At 63.5% G+C, this 20,528-nt stretch carries 15 protein-coding genes and 5 pseudogenes; 14 read left to right on the top strand and 6 right to left on the bottom strand.

Annotated elements, in window-relative coordinates:
* Positions 1 to 32 precede the first annotated feature (32 nt).
* The 6 genes and pseudogenes from tolR to AC58EF_RS10255 all read left to right on the top strand — a co-directional run.
* Positions 33 to 503 carry a protein TolR gene (gene tolR, locus AC58EF_RS10280; RefSeq protein ID WP_497276137.1) on the top strand — a complete coding sequence of 157 codons (471 nt, stop codon included), beginning with the start codon at positions 33 to 35 and terminating at the stop codon, positions 501 to 503.
* 18 nt (positions 504 to 521) lie between these two features.
* Positions 522 to 1,493, top strand: coding sequence for a cell envelope integrity protein TolA (tolA, locus tag AC58EF_RS10275; protein ID WP_497276035.1), 972 nt, complete (start codon positions 522 to 524; stop codon positions 1,491 to 1,493).
* Entirely contained in the window at positions 1,490 to 2,827 is a 1,338-nt protein-coding gene (gene tolB, locus AC58EF_RS10270) for a Tol-Pal system beta propeller repeat protein TolB (RefSeq protein WP_497276033.1), read from the top strand. Before tolA ends, tolB begins: the two co-directional genes overlap by 4 nt.
* Positions 2,828 to 2,945: 118 nt before the next feature.
* Complete coding sequence (pal, locus tag AC58EF_RS10265; protein ID WP_497276031.1) at positions 2,946 to 3,461, top strand: peptidoglycan-associated lipoprotein Pal; 516 nt, start codon at positions 2,946 to 2,948, stop codon at positions 3,459 to 3,461.
* Positions 3,462 to 3,619: 158 nt separating this feature from the next.
* Complete coding sequence (locus AC58EF_RS10260) at positions 3,620 to 4,405, top strand: IclR family transcriptional regulator (RefSeq protein WP_497276030.1); 786 nt, start codon at positions 3,620 to 3,622, stop codon at positions 4,403 to 4,405.
* A 685-nt stretch (positions 4,406 to 5,090) separates the two neighbouring features.
* Positions 5,091 to 6,095 (top strand): annotated as a pseudogene (locus AC58EF_RS10255) (rhamnogalacturonan acetylesterase); the annotation flags it as partial.
* 46 nt (positions 6,096 to 6,141) lie between these two features.
* On the opposite strand, the pseudogene AC58EF_RS10250 reads toward AC58EF_RS10255, so the two are convergent.
* Positions 6,142 to 7,037 (bottom strand): annotated as a pseudogene (locus AC58EF_RS10250) (DUF4158 domain-containing protein); the annotation flags it as partial.
* 125 nt (positions 7,038 to 7,162) lie between these two features.
* Here AC58EF_RS10250 and AC58EF_RS10245 point away from each other — a divergent pair.
* Positions 7,163 to 7,783, top strand: coding sequence for a recombinase family protein (locus AC58EF_RS10245; protein WP_497276028.1), 621 nt, complete (start codon positions 7,163 to 7,165; stop codon positions 7,781 to 7,783).
* 515 nt (positions 7,784 to 8,298) lie between these two features.
* Here AC58EF_RS10245 and AC58EF_RS10240 read toward each other — a convergent pair.
* The 3 genes from AC58EF_RS10240 to AC58EF_RS10230 form a co-directional block, all read right to left on the bottom strand.
* Positions 8,299 to 8,643: a hypothetical protein gene (locus AC58EF_RS10240; protein WP_497276027.1), complete on the bottom strand. Its 345-nt coding sequence runs from the start codon at positions 8,641 to 8,643 to the stop codon at positions 8,299 to 8,301.
* Positions 8,643 to 9,050 carry a P-loop NTPase family protein gene (locus AC58EF_RS10235; protein ID WP_497276025.1) on the bottom strand — a complete coding sequence of 136 codons (408 nt, stop codon included), beginning with the start codon at positions 9,048 to 9,050 and terminating at the stop codon, positions 8,643 to 8,645. The genes AC58EF_RS10240 and AC58EF_RS10235 overlap by 1 nt, the downstream gene beginning before the upstream one ends.
* An 88-nt stretch (positions 9,051 to 9,138) precedes the next feature.
* Positions 9,139 to 9,327, bottom strand: a complete 189-nt coding sequence (locus tag AC58EF_RS10230) for a ParA family protein (RefSeq protein WP_497276024.1) — start codon at positions 9,325 to 9,327, stop codon at positions 9,139 to 9,141.
* Positions 9,328 to 10,046: 719 nt separating this feature from the next.
* Between AC58EF_RS10230 and AC58EF_RS10225 the strand changes: the two are divergent.
* The 5 genes and pseudogenes from AC58EF_RS10225 to AC58EF_RS10205 all read left to right on the top strand — a co-directional run.
* Positions 10,047 to 10,241, top strand: a pseudogene (locus AC58EF_RS10225) (DUF4214 domain-containing protein); the annotation flags it as partial.
* 180 nt (positions 10,242 to 10,421) lie between these two features.
* Positions 10,422 to 11,756 (top strand): glycosyltransferase family 4 protein, encoded by a 1,335-nt coding sequence (locus AC58EF_RS10220; RefSeq protein WP_497276135.1) that lies wholly within the window; start codon positions 10,422 to 10,424, stop codon positions 11,754 to 11,756.
* A complete protein-coding gene (locus tag AC58EF_RS10215) occupies positions 11,753 to 12,949 on the top strand; it encodes a glycosyltransferase family 4 protein (protein WP_497276023.1) in 1,197 nt (398 codons plus the stop codon). Before AC58EF_RS10220 ends, AC58EF_RS10215 begins: the two co-directional genes overlap by 4 nt.
* Positions 12,946 to 14,133 carry a glycosyltransferase family 4 protein gene (locus AC58EF_RS10210; RefSeq protein ID WP_497276022.1) on the top strand — a complete coding sequence of 396 codons (1,188 nt, stop codon included), beginning with the start codon at positions 12,946 to 12,948 and terminating at the stop codon, positions 14,131 to 14,133. Before AC58EF_RS10215 ends, AC58EF_RS10210 begins: the two co-directional genes overlap by 4 nt.
* Positions 14,134 to 14,192: 59 nt before the next feature.
* Complete coding sequence (locus AC58EF_RS10205; protein WP_497276021.1) at positions 14,193 to 15,422, top strand: right-handed parallel beta-helix repeat-containing protein; 1,230 nt, start codon at positions 14,193 to 14,195, stop codon at positions 15,420 to 15,422.
* A 173-nt stretch (positions 15,423 to 15,595) separates the two neighbouring features.
* Here the strand turns inward: AC58EF_RS10205 and AC58EF_RS10200 are convergent.
* Both AC58EF_RS10200 and AC58EF_RS10195 read right to left on the bottom strand, forming a co-directional pair.
* Positions 15,596 to 15,958: pseudogene (locus AC58EF_RS10200) on the bottom strand (transposase); the annotation flags it as partial.
* A gap of 62 nt (positions 15,959 to 16,020) precedes the next feature.
* Complete coding sequence (locus tag AC58EF_RS10195) at positions 16,021 to 16,590, bottom strand: recombinase family protein (protein WP_497276019.1); 570 nt, start codon at positions 16,588 to 16,590, stop codon at positions 16,021 to 16,023.
* A 138-nt stretch (positions 16,591 to 16,728) separates the two neighbouring features.
* Here AC58EF_RS10195 and AC58EF_RS10190 point away from each other — a divergent pair.
* Together AC58EF_RS10190 and AC58EF_RS10185 are read left to right on the top strand one after the other, a co-directional pair.
* Positions 16,729 to 19,604 (top strand): annotated as a pseudogene (locus tag AC58EF_RS10190) (Tn3 family transposase).
* Between the two features lie 608 nt (positions 19,605 to 20,212).
* Positions 20,213 to 20,527, top strand: coding sequence for an L-rhamnose mutarotase (locus AC58EF_RS10185; protein WP_497276018.1), 315 nt, complete (start codon positions 20,213 to 20,215; stop codon positions 20,525 to 20,527).
* Position 20,528 lies beyond the last annotated feature (1 nt).

Here is a 20,528-nt window from a genome sequence, read left to right as displayed (position 1 = left end):
ATTTTCTCTGGCATGACGGGGAGGGCGCGCTAATGGCGATGTCCGGTCCCCCTTCCGGCCGTCGCGGGCGCAACCGCGCGCCGATGGCGGACATCAACGTGACGCCGCTGGTCGACGTCATGCTGGTGCTGCTGATCATCTTCATGGTGACGGCGCCGCTGCTGGTGACGGGCGTGCCGGTGAACCTGCCCGAAACCCGCGCCAAGGGGCTGGATCAGGACGCCAAGCCGACCGTGCTGTCGATCGACCGCGACGGCGGCATCTTCATCGACGACAGCCAGGTGAGCGACGCCGACCTGCCCGACCGCCTGGCCGAAATCGCCTCTGCCAACGCCGGCAAGCCCGAACCGCAGCAGATATTCCTGCGCGCCGACACCGCGCTCGACTATGGCCGGGTGATGCGGGTGATGGGCGAGCTTAACCGGGCGGGGCTGAACAAGGTCTCGCTGGTCAGCACCGATGCCGGCGCGGGTGCCGGTTCGGACAGCGGCGGTTCAGAATAGGGGCCATAGGTCAGCCACATGGATCGCGCGGAAAAAATCGGTCTTGGCGTCGCGACGGCGGGACACGTCCTGCTGTTCGGACTGCTTTCGGCCGGGTTCCTGGCTACGCCCAACCCGTTGAAGCTGAAATCGCCGCCGATGGACGTGAGCCTGGTGGACGAGGTGGCGCTGCAATCGACCGCGCCGCAAATCTCGACCCAGCCGCCCCCGCCCAGCGTCGCGCCGGAACAAGGCCCGACCGAGGACGCCAAGCCCGCGCCCCTGCCCGAGCCGGAGCCGGAGCCTGAACCGACGCCCGCGCCGCCCCAGCCCCGACCTAGGCCGACCCCGGCACCACCACCGCCCAAGCCGGTGAAGGAACAGCCCAGGCCAAAGCCGACCCCGCCGAAGAAGGAAGTGGCCAAGACCCCGGCCAAACCGAAACCGGCGCCGGAAAAGCCCGCCCCCAAGACCAAACCCGCGCCCGAAAAGCCCAAGGCCGCCACGCCATCCAGGCCGGCGACCAAGAGCGCCGCCAAGGCGAAAAGTGACGCGCCCGCGCGCGCATCGGGCGCGGGCAAGGCGGACAAGCCCAAGGGATCATTGCTGGGCAAGGATTTCCTCAAGGGCATCGACACCAGCGAGGACGCGCCACGCAAGCCCGCGCCCCCCCCTGCGGCGGCCATGGGACCGGCGCAGAAACAGGCGCTCGACGCCGAAATCCGCCGGCAGCTGAAGCCCCACTGGCGCGCGCCCTCGGGCGCCGACGCCGACAAGCTCGTCACCCTGCTGGAGGTCCGGCTCGACAAGAATGGCGGCCTGATCGGCGCACCGGAGGTGATCGACCAGCTCGGCGTCACCGCCAGCAACCAGCCGCAGGCAAAACTCCACGCGGAACGCGCCATCCAGGCGGTCAAGCTCGCCGCGCCGTTCCGCAATCTCCCGCCCGAATATTATGACCAGTGGAAATGGCTGCGGCCACTCCGCTTTGACGCGAGGCTGAACCGATGAAGACGACTCTCCTCCGCCGCCTGGCTCTCGCCACGGTCGCCCTTTCCGTCGCCGTCCTGGCCCCGCCCGCCATGGCGCAATTGTCGGTCGACGTCACCGGCGAGATCGACAGCAATCTGAAGATCGCCGTGCCGCCGCTGCCGGCGCAGCAGGATGTCAGCACCCCCGCCGGCACCGCCAGCGAACTGGGCCGCAAGATCGCCGAGGTGATCGCCTCGGACCTCAAGGGCTCCGGCCTGTTCGACCCGTCGGGTCCGGGCGGCCTGCCCGCCATCGCCTTTCCCGAAGTGACCTTCCCCCAATATGACAAATGGAGCGCCTATCAGGCGCTGGCGCAGGGTTTCGTGCGCACCACCGGCGGCGAGGCGGACATCACCGTGGGCTGCTATCTCTATGACGTGGCGCTGAAACAGGAACTGACCCGCCAGGGCTATGTCGTCGCCCCGCGCGACTGGCGCCGCGCCGCGCATAAATGCGCCGACGCCATCTATGCCCGCCTGTCGGGCGAAAGCCCCTTCTTCGACAGCCGCATCGCCTATATCGCCGAAAGCGGTCCCAAGAATAATCGCGTCAAGCGGCTCGCCATCATGGATTCGGACGGCGCCAACCACCGCTTCATCACCAACGGCCAGTCGATCGCGCTCACGCCGCGCTTCTCGCCCGATTACAAGTCGATCGTCTATGTCAGCTATCTGGGCAGCCGCGTGCGCATCTATGTCTATGACATCGGCACCGGCCAGCAGAAGCTGGTGACGGAAAGCAACAATGCGACCTTCGCCCCGCGCTGGTCGCCCGATGGCCGCAGCATCCTCTTCTCCATGGCGGTGGCGGGCAATACCGACATCTACCGCGTGTCGGCCAGCGGCGGATCACCGGTGCGCCTCACCAACTCGCCGGGCATCGACGTGGGCGGCAGCTATTCGCCCGACGGCCGCCAGATCGTGTTCGAAAGCGACCGGTCGGGCGGGCAGCAAATCTATGTCATGAACGCCGACGGGTCGGGCCAGCGCCGCATCAGCCATGGCGGCGGCCGCTATGCGACGCCCGAATGGTCGCCGCGCGGCGACCTGATCGCCTTCACCAAGCTGTCGGGCGACTTCAAGATCGCGGTCATGTCCCCATCCGGGGACAATGAGCGCATCCTGACCAATGGCTGGCAGGATGAACAGCCGACCTGGTCGCCCAATGGCCGCGTGCTGCAATTTTTCCGCACCACGCCCGGCAGGCAAGGCAGCAGCCAGGTGTGGCAGGTCGACCTGACCGGCGTGAACGAACGCCGCATCCCGACCCCGCTCAGCGGCTCCGACCCGGCCTGGGGTCCGCTGCTGCCCTGAGATTCCGGGCTATTCCCATGCCAGGACGGAACCCAATCGTCTTGACAGCGTAACGAAGTTCACAGACCCTGTCGCCGTCCCACGCGGACGGCGGACAGCGCAATAAGGAGACATCCCGATGAAATTGTCCCGGACCCTGTTGATGGCGACCGCCATCATCGCGCTCGCCGCCTGTTCGAAGAAGCCGCCGGCCGAACTGCCCCCGGCCCCCGGCGGCACCGGCGACACCACCGCGCAGACCGGCCCCACGACGCCCTCCGGCCCGGTCAAGGGCAGCCAGGAAGACTTCATCGCCTCGGTCGCGTCGGACCGCATCTTCTTCGGCCTCGACCAATATGATGTCGATGCGGAGGATCAGGCGACGCTCCAGAGCCAGGCCGCCTGGCTCCAGCAGAACCCCAGCACCCGCGTCACGATCGAGGGCCATGCCGACGAACGCGGCACCCGCGACTACAACATCGCGCTGGGCGAACGCCGCGCCAACGCCGCGAAAAATTATCTCGCCTCGCTCGGCATCGATCCGGGCCGCATCACCACCGTCAGCTATGGCAAGGAACGCCCGGCCGCGCTGGGATCGGACGAAGCGGCCTGGGCGCAGAACCGCCGCGCCGTGACCGTCACCATCCAATATTGATCGCGCTCTTGCGCCAATCCTGACAAGGCCCGCCGGTCCCGCGACCGGCGGGCCTTTTACATGCGCGCAACAAAGCTGCTGACAAGCGCCCCCTTATGGTCGATATGCTTCCTATATATGGGACGCCCCCGATATGTGGGACGCCCTTCAGGATTGGGATGACCATGCAGGATATGGACGACAAACAGGAACAGGGGGTCAAGGGCACACAGACGCTGATGCGCGCGCTCGACATCATGGACGAGGTGATCGATGGCCCGATCCGCGCCGCCGACCTCGCCCGCAAGCTGGGCATGAGCAAGACTACGGCCCACCGGCTGGTGCAGGCGCTGCGCTCGCGCAACTATCTGTCGGTGACGCGCGACGGTTTCGCGCTCGGTCCCAAGCTGTTGCAACTGGGCGTGCTCGCGACCGAGCAGATCGACTATGTGCGCGTCGCCCGGCCCTTCATGGAATTGCTGTCCGAACGCACCGGCTTCTGCGTCTTCGTCGGCAAGCGCGAGGGCGACTATTCCCGCCACCTCGACCGCGTCACCGGCACGCAGCGGCTGCGCGTCGCGACCGCGCCGGGGGACCGCCGCCCGATCGCCGAAACCGGCCTGGGCAAGGCGCTGCTGCTGGACGAGGATGAGGCGAGCTGGGAACGGCTCTATGTCGAGGCCAAGGGCGGCAAGGCCGACCGCGCGCAGATTGACGCCTTTCTGGACGAAATGCGCGTGCACAAGGCACGGGGCGAGGTGCTCCACGACAGCGAACTGGGCGACGGGGTTCGCTCCGTCGCGGTGCCCATCCGCGACGCCAAAGGCAATATCTGCATCGCCATCTCGATCGCCAGCGCGGCCCATTATCTGACCGACGAACTGCGACCGGGTCTGGCCGAACAGGTGATGCGCTCGGCCGAACAGATCGGCGGCGCGGTGGGCTATAGCGGGCCGCGCCGATAGTTCCGCATCCCGAACAAAAGGGCGGACCACCGGGGTGGCCGCGCCCTTTTGTTTCGATGATGATCTTCAGACGGTCGGTGACNAGATCGGCGGCGCGGTGGGCTATAGCGGGCCGCGCCGATAGTTCCGCATCCCGAACAAAAGGGCGGACCACCGGGGTGGCCGCGCCCTTTTGTTTCGATGATGATCTTCAGACGGTCGGTGACTTATACCATCGTGCTCGGTCTTCGACCGATCACAAGCGGGTTTCGCTCAAGCGCCGCGCGGGCTTGACCAAGGTTTGATGAGCCAATCTCATCGAACCTTGGTATTAGCTGGCCGACGCATCCATGCAAAAGGTCCTGGCATTGCCCTGAAGGTCGCTGCCGGGCGAGGCGGGGATGCCACGGATGAACTCGTCATCCCCATTTCCGTCCCCTGCCAGACATCGCACTAGATTATAGCCCACTCCCCGAGTCCGCGCTTCTCAAATCATTATATGGACACATATTCTACATAATGAAATTTTAGTTGAAGAGGATGAGCCTGAGGCATAAAATCCCTTAATATGGCCCAGAAATCCAATTTATGGATAGAGCACCCTTACGCACGAATCACCGCCTCTGCACGGGCGGCTGTCTCGGGGAAATGTGCCCGTCGCGGCGCATTTCCCCACTTTGCTTTTCGCTGACAGGGTCATCGCGCCATGCCGCTAACCCCTCTCCTCTTCCTGATGGCGGCGGCCGCCGCTCCCGGCCCGCAGACATTCGACCTGAGCGATACGTCGCCGCTGCGCCGGCAGCTCTATCAGGCGGGCGGCCATGGCATGGAGCCGGGCGGCACCGCGTCCGACTATCTCTTCTCGATGGCGCTGCCGGAGGGCAATTATCGTGTCACGCTGCGATTGGGGAATGCGCGCGCGGCGGGCGACACCACGGTCAAGGCGGAGGCGCGGCGGCTGATGCTGCGCAATATGGCCACCCGCAAGGGGCAGTTCGTCGAACGCAGCTTCCTGGTCAACATCCGCACGCCCGCCCTGTCCCCACCGCCCGCCAATGCGCCTGGCGGTCGGCAGGTGCGGCTCACCCCGCGCGACGCGCAGGAATATACATGGGACGACAGGCTGACGCTGGAATTTCTCGGCAAGCCACAGGTCGCCTCGGTGACGATCACGCCGGTCGAGGCGCCGACCCTGTATCTGGCAGGCGACTCCACCGTCACCGACCAGTTCGCCGAGCCGGCCGCCAGCTGGGGCCAGATGCTCCCCGCACTGCTGGACGACCAGGTCGCGGTGGCCAATCACGCCAAGTCAGGGGCGACGCTCAAATCCTTCCTGACCGACCTGCGCTTCGACAAGCTGCTGTCGGGGATGAAGCCGGGCGACTGGCTGTTCATCCAGTTCGGCCATAACGACCAGAAGCAGGAATGGCCGCAAACCTATGTCGATCCGGCCATCACCTATCCGGCCTGGCTCCGCGCCTATATCGCCGAGGCGCGGCGGCGCGGCGCGCATCCCGTGCTGGTGACATCGCCCGAGCGGCGCAATTTCGATGCGCAGGGGAAGATCAGGGACACGCTGGGCGCCTATGCGGCGGCAGTGCGCAAGGTCGCGGCGCAGGAGGGCGTGCCGCTGATCGATCTCAACGCCGACAGCCGGGCCATCTATGAAGCGCTGGGACCGGAGGTCGCGCGGACCGCCTTCAACCAGGGGTCACTACACGAAAGTGCGTTTTACGTACGCGATGTGAGAACCTTCCGCGAACATGGGTTTCCACCACGACATCAGCCAGCGATGCCCGCCATTCCAGCGCACACACAGCCAGGATCGCTAGCCGCCTTTCTTCGGGCAGGTCGCGCATGCCGTCGGCATAATAGCGCTCACCCTGCCGACGCAGCCGGGCCACTCTGTGTGCGGGCACGTCGGCCACGAGGTCTGCGGGAAGATCAGGGCCCTGGAGATATTCCGGTCGGTCCATCAACCGATTAGCGGCGGCGGAGTTCGCGCCTACCTCGAATTGCCGCAGCCAGACAAAGCGGATGACGCGGCCGTCCATCGTATCCTCCAGCAAGGCGGCCAACTTCTCGCCAAGGGCGGGCGTGATCCGTCCAGCGATACGAACCTCGATCCGGCGCTCGGCATCGACCAATGCGTCGGCGCACAGCCGCTCGATCGTTGAGGGAGCAGGCAGGATCGTCCGTAAGCGACGGCATTCCACGACACAGCGACGGGCGAGATCCTCGTTCGACGTTGCCGTCTCGGCCTCCCGCGCGATCCATTCACGCAGATCGCGGGCGCCGCGACCTGAAAAGGCGCGGTAGCCATAGATTCTGCGCAGGTCCGCCAGATGTTCGTGTCGCGTTTCCTCGCGCATGGCGTAGGGAAGCAGATCATCGCTGCTCAGCCCGAGCTGGGCAGCTATAAAATCCGTCACTGGCGCCGGGATCACTTCGCCTGGCACCAGCACCCGACCGGGGTAACGCACACGCACAATTGCAGCGCGAAGCCGAAACGATTGTGAGGTCTGCGACGCTGCCGGATATGTCCGAGATCCTCATCGCTGAGGGTGTAATGCCGCAGCAACTCGCCCTGATCGACCGGCAGACGAAGTAGCGCGTCGCGCTGGCGATCGGTCAGGGTCACGCGACGGGGCATGCATGTTCCTTTTTCTTTCCGACTCAATGTTTGAGATAGCTTGATTGCGATGCTGGTTGAGATACACAATGGCGTATTCAAATGCCTATGCCCGCACCATCACCTCAAACCTTCGTTTGTGATCCATGCTGATCGGCTACGCTCGCGTGTCGAAATCCGATGGCTCGCAGTCGCTCGACCTGCAGCACGATGCCCTTCGCGCTGCCGGGGTCCAGACGAACAATATCTATGATGATCGCGCATCCGGCAGCCGCGACGACCGCCCCGGCCTCGCGGCCTGCCTCAAATCGCTGCGCGACGGTGATGTCTTGATTGTCTGGAAGCTCGACCGTCTTGGCCGAACGCTCACCCACCTTGTCAGCACGGTGCAAAATCTTTCGGATCGCGGCATCGACCTGCGCGTCCTCACCGGCAAGGGTGCGCAGATCGACACCACAACACCATCGGGCCGCATGGTGTTCGGAATTTTCGCCACCCTTGCCGAGTTCGAGCGAGACATGATCCGCGAGCGCACCATGGCTGGTCTCGCCGCTGCCCGCGCGCGGGGCCGCAAAGGTGGCCGCAAGTTCGCTCTTTCCAAGGCGCAGGTGCGTCTCGCCCAGGCCGCCATGGCCCAGCGCGACACCTCCGTTTCTGATCTCTGCAAGGAACTCGGGATCGAGCGCGTCACCCTCTATCGCTATGTCGGACCGAAGGGAGAACTGCGCGATTATGGTGAGCGCGTGCTTGGCGTCAAAACGCGATGACAATGGCGGGAAGCCCGATCGAACTTACCGAGGCGGACGCCGGAGACGTCGCGGACCTGTATAGTCGCTGCATCGACTAATTCCTCTTGCAGGACGGGGCCGGTCCGACACTTGCCGATGCCCTTGCACTTTTCACCGATGTGCCGGCCGAAAAGGACTTGGGCGATCAAACTGTTCTGGGATGGAGGGACCCCGACGGCCTGTATGCCATCATAGCGATCCTCTGCGACTAAGCGCCATCAACACAGCGTTCCGCTATTGTTCGGCCTTAGCGTTGTCTGGCGTACCATCCACGCTATGTCCTCAATAAGCGCGCAAGAGGCAATAGCTGACCAGAGGGCACATTCCCACTGGCGTCTGCCATGGAAGCGCTCAACCTAATTTAAAGCCGGCACCTTAAGACCTACCTGATCCCGGTAGGGGCGGGCATAGTTGCGGCAATGGCCATCCCATGGCTGACCATCAGCTACAACGACAGCTATCTGCTATCCTTCACGCTATCTTCCCGGTAGCCTTCAGCCCTTCCGGCGCTTTTCTTCGAGCGCGGCGAGTGCCTGTTCAAGAACTGCGCCCAACGGTAGGTTCAGATCATCCGCCATGCGATAGAGTTCGCCGATCGCATCCTCGGTCGCCTTGTTATTGATCTGGCGATTGCGCCCGGTCGTGTAGCGCCGGGGCTGTCGGGCGGACGAGACCGAGGAGATCGTTTCGCTGCCCTTGGCCGTTGGCGCGGCCTGAGCCTTTCGACTGGGAAAGCCGCTGGCTTGAGACAACTGGTCGATGGTTTCGGCCGCAACCCGGCGGGAGGACGGAGGGGCGGCGAAATCGTCGAGATCGCCGAAAGGATTGGCCCTGCTCATCACGCTACCTCCGCTTTTGCCGCCGCCGGACTCCGGCTGTCGCGCAGCCGCTCGATCACCTCGACGGCGAATTGTTCGGCATTGACGATGGCCTGTCGAGATTGGGCACATCCTTCTCGTTCAGATCCTCCAGCGTCTTCTGGAAGGAAAAGATGGCGCGAAACGCCTCCCGCTCGTGCAACTGCGAGGTAAAGACTGGCACTCCGGCGTCGATCAACCCGCCTTGGATATGGTGTGCGGATAATCGGGCTGGTACGGGTGAGCAGCACGCCAAAGGGAACCGCCCTGCCCGTCATCTTCTCGTGCTGCTTCAGCACGCGGATCGCCCGGCCCGCCTGTTCGGCGTCTAGCTGCGACCCTTGCATCGGGATCACCACTAGATCGGACTGGCTGACCGCCAACAGCACGATCTTGGCAGCCGTGCCTTCCAGGTCGAGGATGACGAAGGGCGTCTGCGCGGAGGCCTCTTCGATCCGGTCGAGAATCGTGTCCTCGTCAACATCGGCGACGATGGAGAGATTTTCGGGAAGCGTCGCCCCCCCGTCCCCATGCCGCTATCGGGTGGTTGGGGTCAGCATCGATCACCGTGACCTTGGCCCCGCGGGCGATTTCCGATGCGAGCAACAGCGCGGCCGTAGTCTTGCCGACGTCTCCCTTGGGGCTGATGAACGCGACTGTGGGCATAGGCTCCCCTTATTGGTACCATATAGCATCCTGCAACATTATCAGTGTAACGGAACATCAGCCTCGAATGGTGCCACTTGGAATCATCATCAACCCGTCCATCCGTTTCTCCTTGCGGTGCCCCGCGCGGATTTTTTGGCAACTGCGTCCCTGAATGTGAGCCGTAACCTTCGCATAGGCAGAGGGCCGAGCCACCGGATTTCGCATCTGGACGCAGGCAAGTTATTATCCTATCCGGATTTTATCGGGCAGCCAAAGCCTGCAATCCGCCATCCCACCCTAAATCTGGTCAATGCCGATTTCGCAAATTCCAGAACCTCTGCATGATAAAGGCGCCCTCGATCATCTCCATGATCGAGCCGGATGGGCATCGCCTACGCCGTTTCGACTTGAGCGGAAGTACGATTTTCATATTATACTTTGCCGACCTTCGAATATAAAGGTTCCGCATTATGAGGCCGAACCATATTACAGACTTTTCCTACATCGGCGACTTTGTTTAACCCTTGCCCCGCCCACGCCGCGGCATGTATTTTCGATGACTCGATCGCCAATGACGCCTTCATCGGCCAAGGCTTATCCAGGCTGATCGGTAACATGGCAGATATCCATAATGGCGACCTCGTTCGCCTGTCCCGGCAGCAGGGAACCGACGGTAGGCATGGATTTCCGGTGTCGGGACCGGTGCCTCACCATTTTAACTATCATCAGGCGAGATCATGAACGATTATTTTGACAGATTTCAGCCGGGATCGCTGGAATGGCTGCTATCCCTGGATGACGCTTCGTTTGTGGAAAGAGCCTTCGAGATCATCTTAGGGCGGCAACCCGATCGCGTCGGCACCGCGCATTACATGAATCTGCTGGAGCGGAAAAAAAACCGCCTTCAGGTCATTTCCGACCTTTATCACTCCAAAGAAGCCGCCATGCGGTCCCAGCGCCAAGATATTGCCGAGGCCGCCTTCCGGCATAGGCACCCTGTTCGCTCACGCCTTGTAAAGGCATTCCAGCCCGAACGTTATGCGCCATCCGGCGGCACGGACACATCCCCCGCTCAGCCCCCTGCCGCGCCTGCGATGCCCGTCGCGCATGCCATGGACGCTTCCCAGTATCAGAGCCTTTTCGACGCCATCCATGGCAAGGGCAACGCTCTCCAAGACCAGTTGCGCAGGCTGGAATATCGGTTGGACAGCATGCAGACCGCCGAAACCGACGAGGTGCTGGGCGACGGCAGCACGCGTTATCTGTTTAATATTTCGACCAGCAACCACTGGCGCAGTCATCCGGTCGGGATCATCCGTGTCGAGCGGGAGATGGCCGCCTATATGCGGCGCTTCCGCAACGTCGATTACGTCTTCTGGGATGCGCAGGCACAATCGCTCAAGCGGCTTGACCGGGTCCACGCCGATCGCATCCTGGCGCCCGAATGGTGCGAACCGGACGCGGCGATCATCCCCTATGATCCCGCGCACATGCGCGAGGCCGTCATCCGGCGCGGAGATACTTATATCTCGATGGGTCTCGACTGGGACCATGCCCCCACCAGCCAGGTTCTGCAATATCTGAAGCCCTTGGGCGCGAAGTCGATCCTGACCTGTTTCGACACGGTGCCGGTCCAGTTCCCCGAACTGCTCGTGAGAGACGAGATTTCGCAGGAATTCCGCCAGCATCTGATCGAGATGGCGCATGGCGCGAACAAGGTCTGGGCGATCTCCCAGGCCACCAAAGACGATCTGTCCCGTTTCTGGCAAGGCGCCGAGATGGAGCGCAAGCTACCCGAGATCATCACCGTGCCGCTGGCCAGTTATGCTGACACCTCGCGCCTTCCGATCCTCGACAGCCGCGATCATGCGATCATGCGCGACGTGTTTTCCAAGGGCGACTATGTCCTCTACGTAAGCTCGGTCGAGCCGCGGAAAAACCACAAGCTGATGTTCGACATCTGGCGCGACCTGTGGAACGAACGGGGGAAGGATTGCCCGCAATTCGTGTTCGTCGGCAATGTCGGATGGGGCTGCACCGACACCATGCAAAGGGTGCCGCGCATGGCTGCCTATATCGGCGGCAAGCTCAACGGCCTTCAGCGCGTGAGCGACAATCTTCTCCAGCATCTCTACCATAATTGCGCCTTTTCGGTGTTCCCCAGCATCTATGAAGGATGGGGTCTCGCCGCGACCGAGGCGATGCAGCATGGCAAGGTCTGCGTCGTAGCCAACACCAGCTCGCTGAGCGAGGCGACCCAGAATCTGATGCCGGCCCTGCATCCCCTCGATTTTCCGGGCTGGAAGGCGGAAATCGAACGGCTGCTCGACGATCAGCCCTATCGCCAGTCGCTCGAAAGGCGGATCGCCAAGCAATATCACCCGCTCACCTGGAACGATGTCGGCGAACGCTTCTGCAATAAATTGATCCTGGAAAACCGGAAATGACCCGCCGCATCATCATTAACATATCCACATCGGCGGACTGGTGCCGCCGCCCCGTGGGCATCATCCGCGTTGAACGCGAGATCACGAAGGCGATCTACAGTCGCTTTCCCGAGCAACTGGTCCCGGTCTATCTCGATCGCGCCCATGATCGCTGGATGAGCGTGGACCAGGGCTGCTTCAAGGACATCATGTCCGACGAATGGGTCAGCAGCCTGGAGCCGGAAAAGACCGCTGCCGGCGTGCTGAAGCATCTACAGCGCTTCACCCCGGCCAGCGACGACCGCTTCGTCACGGTCGGCAGCGACTGGTCGTTCAACATTCCGGAGAAGGTCGAGAAGCTTTATGGTTCTGGGCGGGTCATAGTGCCTGCCTGCTATGATCTCATTCCGCTCCTTTTTCCCGAATTCACGCCGGGCATGGAGTTTTTCGACCAGTTCAACCACCATTATCGCGCCGTCGCCCGCCTGGCGCAGTCGGTGTTCGCGATTTCAGAGGTTTCGGCCCAGTCGCTGCGCGATTTCTGGGAGAAGGAAGGGCTTACCCGCACGGCGCCGCCAGTCAAGGTCGTGCCGCTCGCGGCACCCGCGCCCGCGCTCCTAGAACTGGGCGACAAGGATCGCGCCACCCTCGACGAAATTGAACGGGATGGCCCCTATGTTATTTATGTCAGCACGGTGGAACCGCGAAAGAACCACCAGTTGCTGCTCGACATCTGGCGCGAACTTTATGCCGAACGCGAGGAGAAGTGTCCTAAACTGCTCATCGTGGGCATGCGCGGATGGGGCAGCGAAGATCTCATCCGCTCCGCCTGGCGCATGACCGCGTCGAAGGCGGGCAAGATCGTCTGGCGCGAGGGGCTGAGCGATGCGCTGCTGATGCAGCTCTACGCTCGCGCCGCCTTCGCGGTCTTTCCCAGCTATTTCGAGGGCTGGGGTCTGGCCGCGACAGAGGCCGCCGCGCTTGGCAAGGTCTGCGTGGTTTCCAATACCGGCGCTCTGGTCGAAGCCACGCAAGGCAAGATGCCTAGCTACCACCCCCTCGATTTCGCGGGATGGAAGGGCGAAATCGTCCGCCTGCTCGACGATGACGCCTATCGCCAGTCGCTGGAAAGCGAGCTGGACACGGTCCTGTTCAAGCGCACTTGGCAGGATTTCGGTGACGAGTTCTGCTCGACATTCTTGGATGCAAAATGAATATACTCCATCTCACCAACTATCCGACGGGCAAGCCCCAGCATGGCGGCCAGCTTCGGGCCAGCCATATTGCCAAAGAGCTGCGTAAGGCAGGCCACCAAGTCAAATCCGTGGCGGTCTATGTCGAGGGCCATTACGAGCCTGATACCAAGGACGATGTCGCCTTCGGCGCGCAATCGCCCTTCTGGCAGACAGAACTGCATTTCCTGTCGGACTATCTCACCGGCCTGTTTGCTGCGGGCGACGAGGATGTGCTGGCGGCGCTCACCGCGATCGCGGAACGTCATGAGATCGACGTCATCATCAGCGAGCAGCCCTGGCTGATGGACGCCGCCCGGAAGATCGCAGCCCGTCGCCCCGGCACGAAGCTGGTGTATTCCTCGCAGAATGTGGAATCCCGGCTGAAGCAGGGTGTGCTGGCCAAAACGCAGATCGCCCGGCACGAATGCAAACGGCTCATCACCGAGATCGAGACGCTGGAACATGAAGCGACCGCCTGCGCTGATCTCGTCATCGCCTGCACCGATGCCGACGCGGACTATTATCGCGCCGATGCACCCGGCTGCGATGTGGTGGTCGCCGGCAACGGGGTCGAGCCTTTCTCCTGCACGCCGTCCCGCGTCGAATCCTGGCGGCGCTTCATCGACGTGCCTTTCCCGGTCTTCGTCAGCAGTGCGCATTTCCCGAATGCCGCCGGCTTCTGGGACATGATGGCGCCAGGCCTGACCTTTCTGCGTCCGGAAGAACGTGTGCTGATCGTAGGCAGCGTGTCCGACCTCATCATGCAGATAACGGGGTTTGACGAATATTGGATGCTCAACCGCGCCCGCATGGAAGTGATGGGGCGGATGGACAAGGTCGAGTTGCAGGCCATCGTTAGCGCCGCGCATGTCGTGCTGCTGCCGATCGTCGAGGGCGAGGGCTCGAACCTCAAGACCGCAGAAGCGCTGGAATCGGGCTGTTCCATCGTCGGAACGTCCAAGGCATTTCGCGGGTTCGAACAGGCCACCACCCTGCCCCACGTCCATATTGCCGATGATCCCCGCTCTTTCCGCAAGAAAGTCCGGGCCATACTCGATGCGCCGCGCTATACAGGCGGGACGCCCGAGGCGATCCGGTCGCACTTCCATTGGGAGCGGCTGCTGACCAACGCCGTCGCGCGGATCGGGGCGCTGGCCCGCTGACCGACGACGCGGCGCCGATCCCGAAGTCCGACCGGCGCCCTTTGCGTGAAGGAAATGCGATGCAGGCCCGATCAGCTCTTGTTCTGCCCGTTTGCAGCGCGGTGTTGGTGATCGTGGCCACTCTGGTCGCATGGCAGGCTTCGGTAGCCAGCCAGGCCAGCGCCCGCGCCGCACTGCCTGGCGCATGCCGCGCTCTCGACAGGCTGGCGAACAAGCCGGCTGATGCCTCCCCGGCCATAACCGCCTGCCTGTCGCAACTTTCTCCCGGCGCCACCCTGTCGCTCGGCCCCGGTCAATATCGCCTTCGTACACCGCTGACGATCGGTCGGCCCGTAACGATCGAGACGCGAGCGCCTTCCTCGCCCGCAGCCTGCCGTCAGGGTGACACCAGTCGCTGTGCGGTCCTGGTGGTGGGCCAGATGACGGCTCAGTCGACGCGCGGCAACATGCCTTTGGAAATTGTCGCATCCAACGTGACCTTGCACTCGATCGCCATTGTCGGGGATAGCGGGCGCAGCGCCGATTGGGAAAGGCAGGTCTGTCTCGATGACAGCACACGCCCCTTGGGCGGCGGCCTCCGTGTCAAGGGTACGGGCTTTCGGCTGCAAAACGCCCTCGTCCGGAATTTCAGCTGCTATACCGGGATGGAAGTGGTCGCCACGGCCGCCCGTCCCGTGATCATCAACAGCACGATCGGCCCCAATGGCACGCATAATCTGCCACAGATGTGGGCAGATGGCGTCACCATTCACGACAGCAGCGGCGCCCGCATCGAGGGAAATATCTTTCGCGATAATACGGACGTCCAACTGATCCTGGGCGGATGCCGCGACTGCATCATTAGTCGCAATATCTTCCGCCATTCGACCAGCTTCGCCCATGCCTCCTTCGCCGAATTGATGCTGCATGCCTGGCCCAACAGCAGCGGCAACTTTTCCGGCAGCGTCACGTCCGGCAACGACATCAACTGCGGCGCTACGCGGCAGTGCGGCTATGGAATCATGATTGGCGGCGAACCCTGGTACCCCGCCCGCACATCAGGCGGCACGGTCTCGGACAATCGGGTAGCCGGTGCGCTGGTGGCGCTGAACGTAGACCGATTGACCGGCGCGATGACGCTCGTGCGCAACAGCGTCTCCCGGTCAGGTGGCTCGGCCGATTCCGATTGCGGGCGCAAGACATGGCCCGCGATCAATATTGCTCCGCGATCCGTCGGCCTGGCGAAAACCGACGTGAAGCAGTTCGCCTCGATGGACACCACGAAATGCATTCTGCTGCGTCGTCCGTGACGCCCTAGCCCGGATTATTCGTGACGGTGGTCGCTCTGGCGGTTCGCATTTTTCGGCGCCAGGCTGTATGTGATCAGGACGAGGGATCGCACTGCGTCTATTTCACCGCGGATGTTCGATGGGCTTGCGGGTTGGAAGTGCAGGTTATGGGGCTGGCGGCACGGCCGCGCCGTTTACGTTGGGGCAGGCCTGAAGGCAGCTGCGATAACCTTGAAGATGTTGGCATCGGGGCAGGCTGACGCGAAGGCGATGCGGATGCGGGTTGCGGTTTCGATCACGCGGGCGGCGACCTTGAGTAGCCGCAGGCGCAGCGTGGCGAACTCGGCGGCGGCGAGCGCGCTTGCCTTGGGTATCGCCTGCTGGATGCGCCACATCAGCCAGTATGCGGCGGTATGCAGGATGAGCCGCACCTGGTTTGCATTGGCCGATCGGCACGATGTGCGATCGCTGGCGAGCTGGGTCTTGTGCTGCTTGATGAGATTCTCGGCCTGGCCACGGGCGCAGTACAGCGTGTCGTAGATGTGCTCCGCCGAGCCTTCTGGGGGTGACTACACGAAGGTGCGGTATACGTACGCTAACGAAGAACGGATCGGCAACATCACGTTTTGGCGGTCGAGGAGGCTTGTTCCAGCGCCTTGTAGAGGGCTGTCTTGCCGATTTTCAGGCGGGCGGCGGCCTCGCGCATGGTGAGGCCTGCGGCGATGTGCGCCCGCGCCTTGCGTAGCTTATCGGGGGTGACGACCGGACGACGACCGCCCCGGCTGCCCCGTTCGCGGGCGGCGCGCAGGCCCGCCTGGGTGCGTTCGCGGATCAGGTCGCGCTCGAACTGTGCGAGGGAGCCGAAGATGTTGAACACCAGCATGCCTCCCGGCGTGGTGGTGTCGATGTTCTCGGTGAGCGAACGGAACCCGATGTCCCGCGCAGCGAGTTCGCCGATCTTCTCGATCAGATGGCTCATCGAGCGGCCGAGGCGATCAAGCTTCCAGACCACCAGCGTGTCGCCGGCGCGCAGATAGGCCAGCGCTTCGATCAGGCCAGGCCTGTCGCTCCTGGCGCCCGAGGCCTGATCGTCGAAGATGCGGTCGCATCCGGCCCGCCTGAGCGCGTCGTGCTGGAGCGAGAGCTTCTGGTCGGGGGTCGAGACACGCGCATAGCCGATCAGCGCCACAAGCCCCCCATCGTGTCCGTTTTCTCATCATCATGCGATCTTGTCCGAATCGCCATCGCAGGTCCAGAGTTGACGGACATACTGCCGCTGGCCGTCCAACGGACGTCTGACGGACAGCGACATGGAATGGGTTCGACCTTGGCGAGAAGACGTCTTCTAACCCGTGAGATGCTGGCGGGCCATTTTGATCCCTCGCTCGATGAACGCGAGATCGTGCGCCACTTCACCTTGACCCGTGACGACCTCCACCTCATCGCATCCCGGCGCGGCGACACCACGCGCCTGGGCTATGCCATGCTGCTCCTGTATCTCCGCTGGCCGGGGCGGGTGCTGGAAGCCGGCGAAGCGCCGCCGATGCCAATCCTGGCGTTCGTTGCCCATCAGTTGAACGTGCCGCCGGCGATATGGCGCGACTATGCCCGGCGCGACGAGACACGGCGGTCTCACCTCGCTGACCTGTCGCGCCGCTTCGGTCATGCCGTTTTCGGCCGCGCGGATTTCCACGCGCTGGTCGCGTTTGCCATGCCGATCGCGCAGACTGTCACCCAGCCCTCGCGGCTTGCCGGCATCATTATCGACGAGATGCGGCACCGACGATTATTGCTACCATCCGTGACAGTCATCGAGGCGATCGTGCGGCGATCGCGGCAGCAGGCCGATGATCTGGTCCACGACGTGCTCGCCGGGGATCTCGGCGGCCCCGAATGCGCGCGGCTCGATGCCCTGCTGTCGCGGCGGAACGGCAAGAGCGCGACCTGGCTCTCCTGGCTGCGCAACCCGCCCCTGTCCCCGGCACCGCGCAACGTCCTTCGACTGATCGAACGGCTCGACCATGTTCGCGCGCTGGGTCTGGCAGGGACGCGCGCCACGACGATCCCGCAGGCCGCGTTCGACCGGATCGCGGATGAGGCGGCGCGCATCACGCCCCAGCAACTCGCGGAACTGCCCGACAGGCGTCGTCATGCGATCCTTGCCGCAGCTGGAATCCGGCTTGAGGAAAGCCTGACCGATGCCGTGCTGACGATGATGGACAAGCTGCTCGGCAGCATGATGCGTCGGGCCGAGAACCGGACCCGGGACAAGGCGATCGGCACGATCCGGTCCCTTCAGGCGCAGTTGCGCCTGCTCACCGGATCGTGCCGAACCCTGCTCGACGCGCGGGCGCGGGGCGTCGACTCCCTTGCCGCCATCGGTGCGATCGACTGGGAAAGGCTGGGCACGGCAGTTGTCGACGCCGAACTGCTGATCGCGCCGGAAACGATCGACCGCACGGCCGAGCTGATCGAGCGGCAGCGCTCGCTTCGGGCCGTGATCGGGCCGTTCCTCAATGCCTTCGAGTTTCGCGGCGCCAGCGCAGTGCAGGGGCTGCTCGATGCTGCGCGCCTGATAGCCGACATCTATCGCACCGGACAGCGCCGCCTGCCCGACAAGCCGCCGCTGCGCTTCGTGCCGCCGTCATGGCGGCCGTTCGTGCTGCGCGACGGTCAGGTCGTCCGCGCCGCCTATGAGCTGTGCGTGCTGACACAACTGCGCGATCGCCTGCGCGCCGGCGACATATGGGTGACAGAAAGCCGTCAGTATCGCGCCTTCGATAGCTATCTCCTGCCGCCTGCCACCTTCGATGCAATGCGCGCGCGAGGACCGCTGCCGCTGGCGATCGACACCGATTTCGACAGTTTTATCGCGGATCGCCGCGCCACCGTCGACACCGCGATCGAGCGGGTGACAGTCCTTGCCAGGCAGGGTGAGCTGCCCCAGGTTCGCCTGGACGGCGATGGCCTCATGATATCGCCGCTCAAAGCGATCACGCCGCCCGAGGCGGAGGACATGCGCCGCGTCGCCTATGAACGGCTGCCGCGCGTGAAGATCACCGATCTCCTTTTGGAAGTCGATGGCTGGACCGGCTTTTCCGACTGTTTCACCCATCGTCGCTCCGGTCGCACAGCCGACGACCGCAATGCGCTGCTGACCGTGATCCTGGCGGACGGCATTAATCTCGGGCTGACGCGGATGGCCGACACCTGTCATGGCGCGACCTTGCGCCAACTCGCCCATCTCCATGACTGGCATATCAGCGAAGCCGCCTATGGTGAGGCGCTGGCAAGGCTGATCGACGTTCATCGTACCGTGCCGCTGGCCGCGCTGTGGGGTGACGGCACCTCCTCATCGAGCGACGGCCAGCTCTTCCATGCGGGCGGGCGCGGCGCTGCGATCGGCGACATCAACGCACGCAACGGCAACGTGCCCGGCGTCAGCTTCTACACCCATGTGTCGGACCAATATGATCCGTTCGCAAGCCGCGTGATCGCGGCCACCGCCGGCGCATCCGATCATCTATTCGGCCTCATGCCTTCTTCGGCTACCGTTTCGCGCCGCGCCTGCGCGACTTGAAGGAACGGCGCCTGCATCTGCTGCCAGGCCAGGAAGCCGGGCCGCTGCTGGCCGGCATGACCGGCGATCCGATCGCCATCGGGCATGTCGCCGCCCATTGGGACGAACTGCTGCGTCTCACCACCTCGATCCGCAGCGGCACCACGACCGCAGCGGCGATGCTGCGCAGATTGTCCGCCTATCCGCGTCAGAACGGACTGGCACTGGCCTTACGCGAGGTCGGCCGGATCAAACGCTCGATCTTCATGCTCGACTGGCTGCGCGATCTCGACCTGCGCCGGCGTACCCAGGCCGGTCTCAACAAGGGCGAAGCGCGCAACGTGCTCGCCCGCGCGCTTTTCTTCAACCAGCTCGGCGAACTGCGCGACCGACGGTTCGAGAACCAGACCTATCGCGCCTCCGGCCTGAACTTGCTCGTGGCCGCCATAATCCTGTGGAACACCCGCTATATCGAGCAGGTGGCCGAGGCGCTGTCCATTCCCGACGACATCGCTCGCCATATCGCCCCGTTGGGATGGGAGCATATCTCGCTCACTGGCGACTATCGGTGGAACGTCGAAAGCCGCCCCGATCCGGGCCAGCTTCGCCCGCTGCGCGTGCCCTCGTCACTTCTTGTCGCATGACGATGCCCGCCCGCATGCGCCGAAGCTTCTCCCTTGGCGTTGTCTGGCGTACTTTCCGCGACCATGACCGCGCACCGTGAATCCGTGTCCCGATAATGCACCGGAGGCTGAGCGTAGGATTTCGCTCCCCGCTCGCCAACGGCACCATTTTTCCGGCTATGTCTGTCAAATCGTTGCCTGCCGCACAAAACTTGAACCGGCGCGGACAGACCCCGCGCGCCCAAACATGATGTTGCCTGTCCGTTCACCCTTAGCGTACGTAAAACGCACTTTCGTGTAGTCACCCCAACCAGGGCGGGGCCGACGGGACGCATCACAACAATTATGGCGCCTGGCTGCTGGCGAGCGCCGTGGCGGAGCGGATCAGGGCGCAGATCCCCGAGCTGGCGTCGCATGTGACGATGCCGGCCTTCACGCCGGCGAAACCGCCCGCAGTAAGCGCCGTGGCGATCGTCCCCAGCCTGATCCACAGCGATCAGCGCCCGGCGGGCAGTTGAACCTCGGGGTTATGCTCATATCGCATTTGACTGGCATATGGGACGATGTTACCAAATATAGGCCTTGCGTTCCATAATATGGTTCAATCCAATGATTGAGAGGGGGAAGCCATGACGATCCACGCCTTCAAGATGCAGCTCAAGCCCGGCGTGGTCGAGGAATATCGCCGCCGCCATGACGAAATCTGGCCGGAATTGTCCACTTTGCTGTCCGATTCGGGCATCTACGACTATTCCATCTTCCTGGACGAAGACACGCTGAGCCTGTTCGCGGTGCTGAAGCTGCGCGACGACAATAGCCGCGATACGCTGCCCGATCATCCGGTGATGCAGCGCTGGTGGGACTATATGGCGCCGCTGATGGAGGTGCAGCCCGGCAACCAGCCCAGGGAATGGCCGCTCCCCCTGCTGTTCCACATGGACTGAG

Source organism: Sphingobium sp. WR1 (genome assembly GCF_059693745.1).
Note: the sequence above shows the minus strand (reverse complement) of the source record. Positions and strands in the feature narration are given on the sequence as shown.

Bases quoted from the DNA above. Each gene is read 5' to 3' on its own strand.
- tolR (WP_497276137.1), top strand. From the start codon at position 33: ATGGCGATGTCCGGTCCCCCTTCCGGCCGTCGCGGGCGCAACCGCGCG.
- tolA (WP_497276035.1), top strand. From the start codon at position 522: ATGGATCGCGCGGAAAAAATCGGTCTTGGCGTCGCGACGGCGGGACAC.
- tolB (WP_497276033.1), top strand. From the start codon at position 1,490: ATGAAGACGACTCTCCTCCGCCGCCTGGCTCTCGCCACGGTCGCCCTT.
- pal (WP_497276031.1), top strand. From the start codon at position 2,946: ATGAAATTGTCCCGGACCCTGTTGATGGCGACCGCCATCATCGCGCTC.
- AC58EF_RS10260 (WP_497276030.1), top strand. From the start codon at position 3,620: ATGACCATGCAGGATATGGACGACAAACAGGAACAGGGGGTCAAGGGC.
- AC58EF_RS10245 (WP_497276028.1), top strand. From the start codon at position 7,163: ATGCTGATCGGCTACGCTCGCGTGTCGAAATCCGATGGCTCGCAGTCG.
- AC58EF_RS10240 (WP_497276027.1), bottom strand. From the start codon at position 8,643: ATGAGCAGGGCCAATCCTTTCGGCGATCTCGACGATTTCGCCGCCCCT.
- AC58EF_RS10230 (WP_497276024.1), bottom strand. From the start codon at position 9,327: ATGCCCACAGTCGCGTTCATCAGCCCCAAGGGAGACGTCGGCAAGACT.
- AC58EF_RS10220 (WP_497276135.1), top strand. From the start codon at position 10,422: ATGGACGCTTCCCAGTATCAGAGCCTTTTCGACGCCATCCATGGCAAG.
- AC58EF_RS10215 (WP_497276023.1), top strand. From the start codon at position 11,753: ATGACCCGCCGCATCATCATTAACATATCCACATCGGCGGACTGGTGC.
- AC58EF_RS10210 (WP_497276022.1), top strand. From the start codon at position 12,946: ATGAATATACTCCATCTCACCAACTATCCGACGGGCAAGCCCCAGCAT.
- AC58EF_RS10205 (WP_497276021.1), top strand. From the start codon at position 14,193: ATGCAGGCCCGATCAGCTCTTGTTCTGCCCGTTTGCAGCGCGGTGTTG.
- AC58EF_RS10185 (WP_497276018.1), top strand. From the start codon at position 20,213: ATGACGATCCACGCCTTCAAGATGCAGCTCAAGCCCGGCGTGGTCGAG.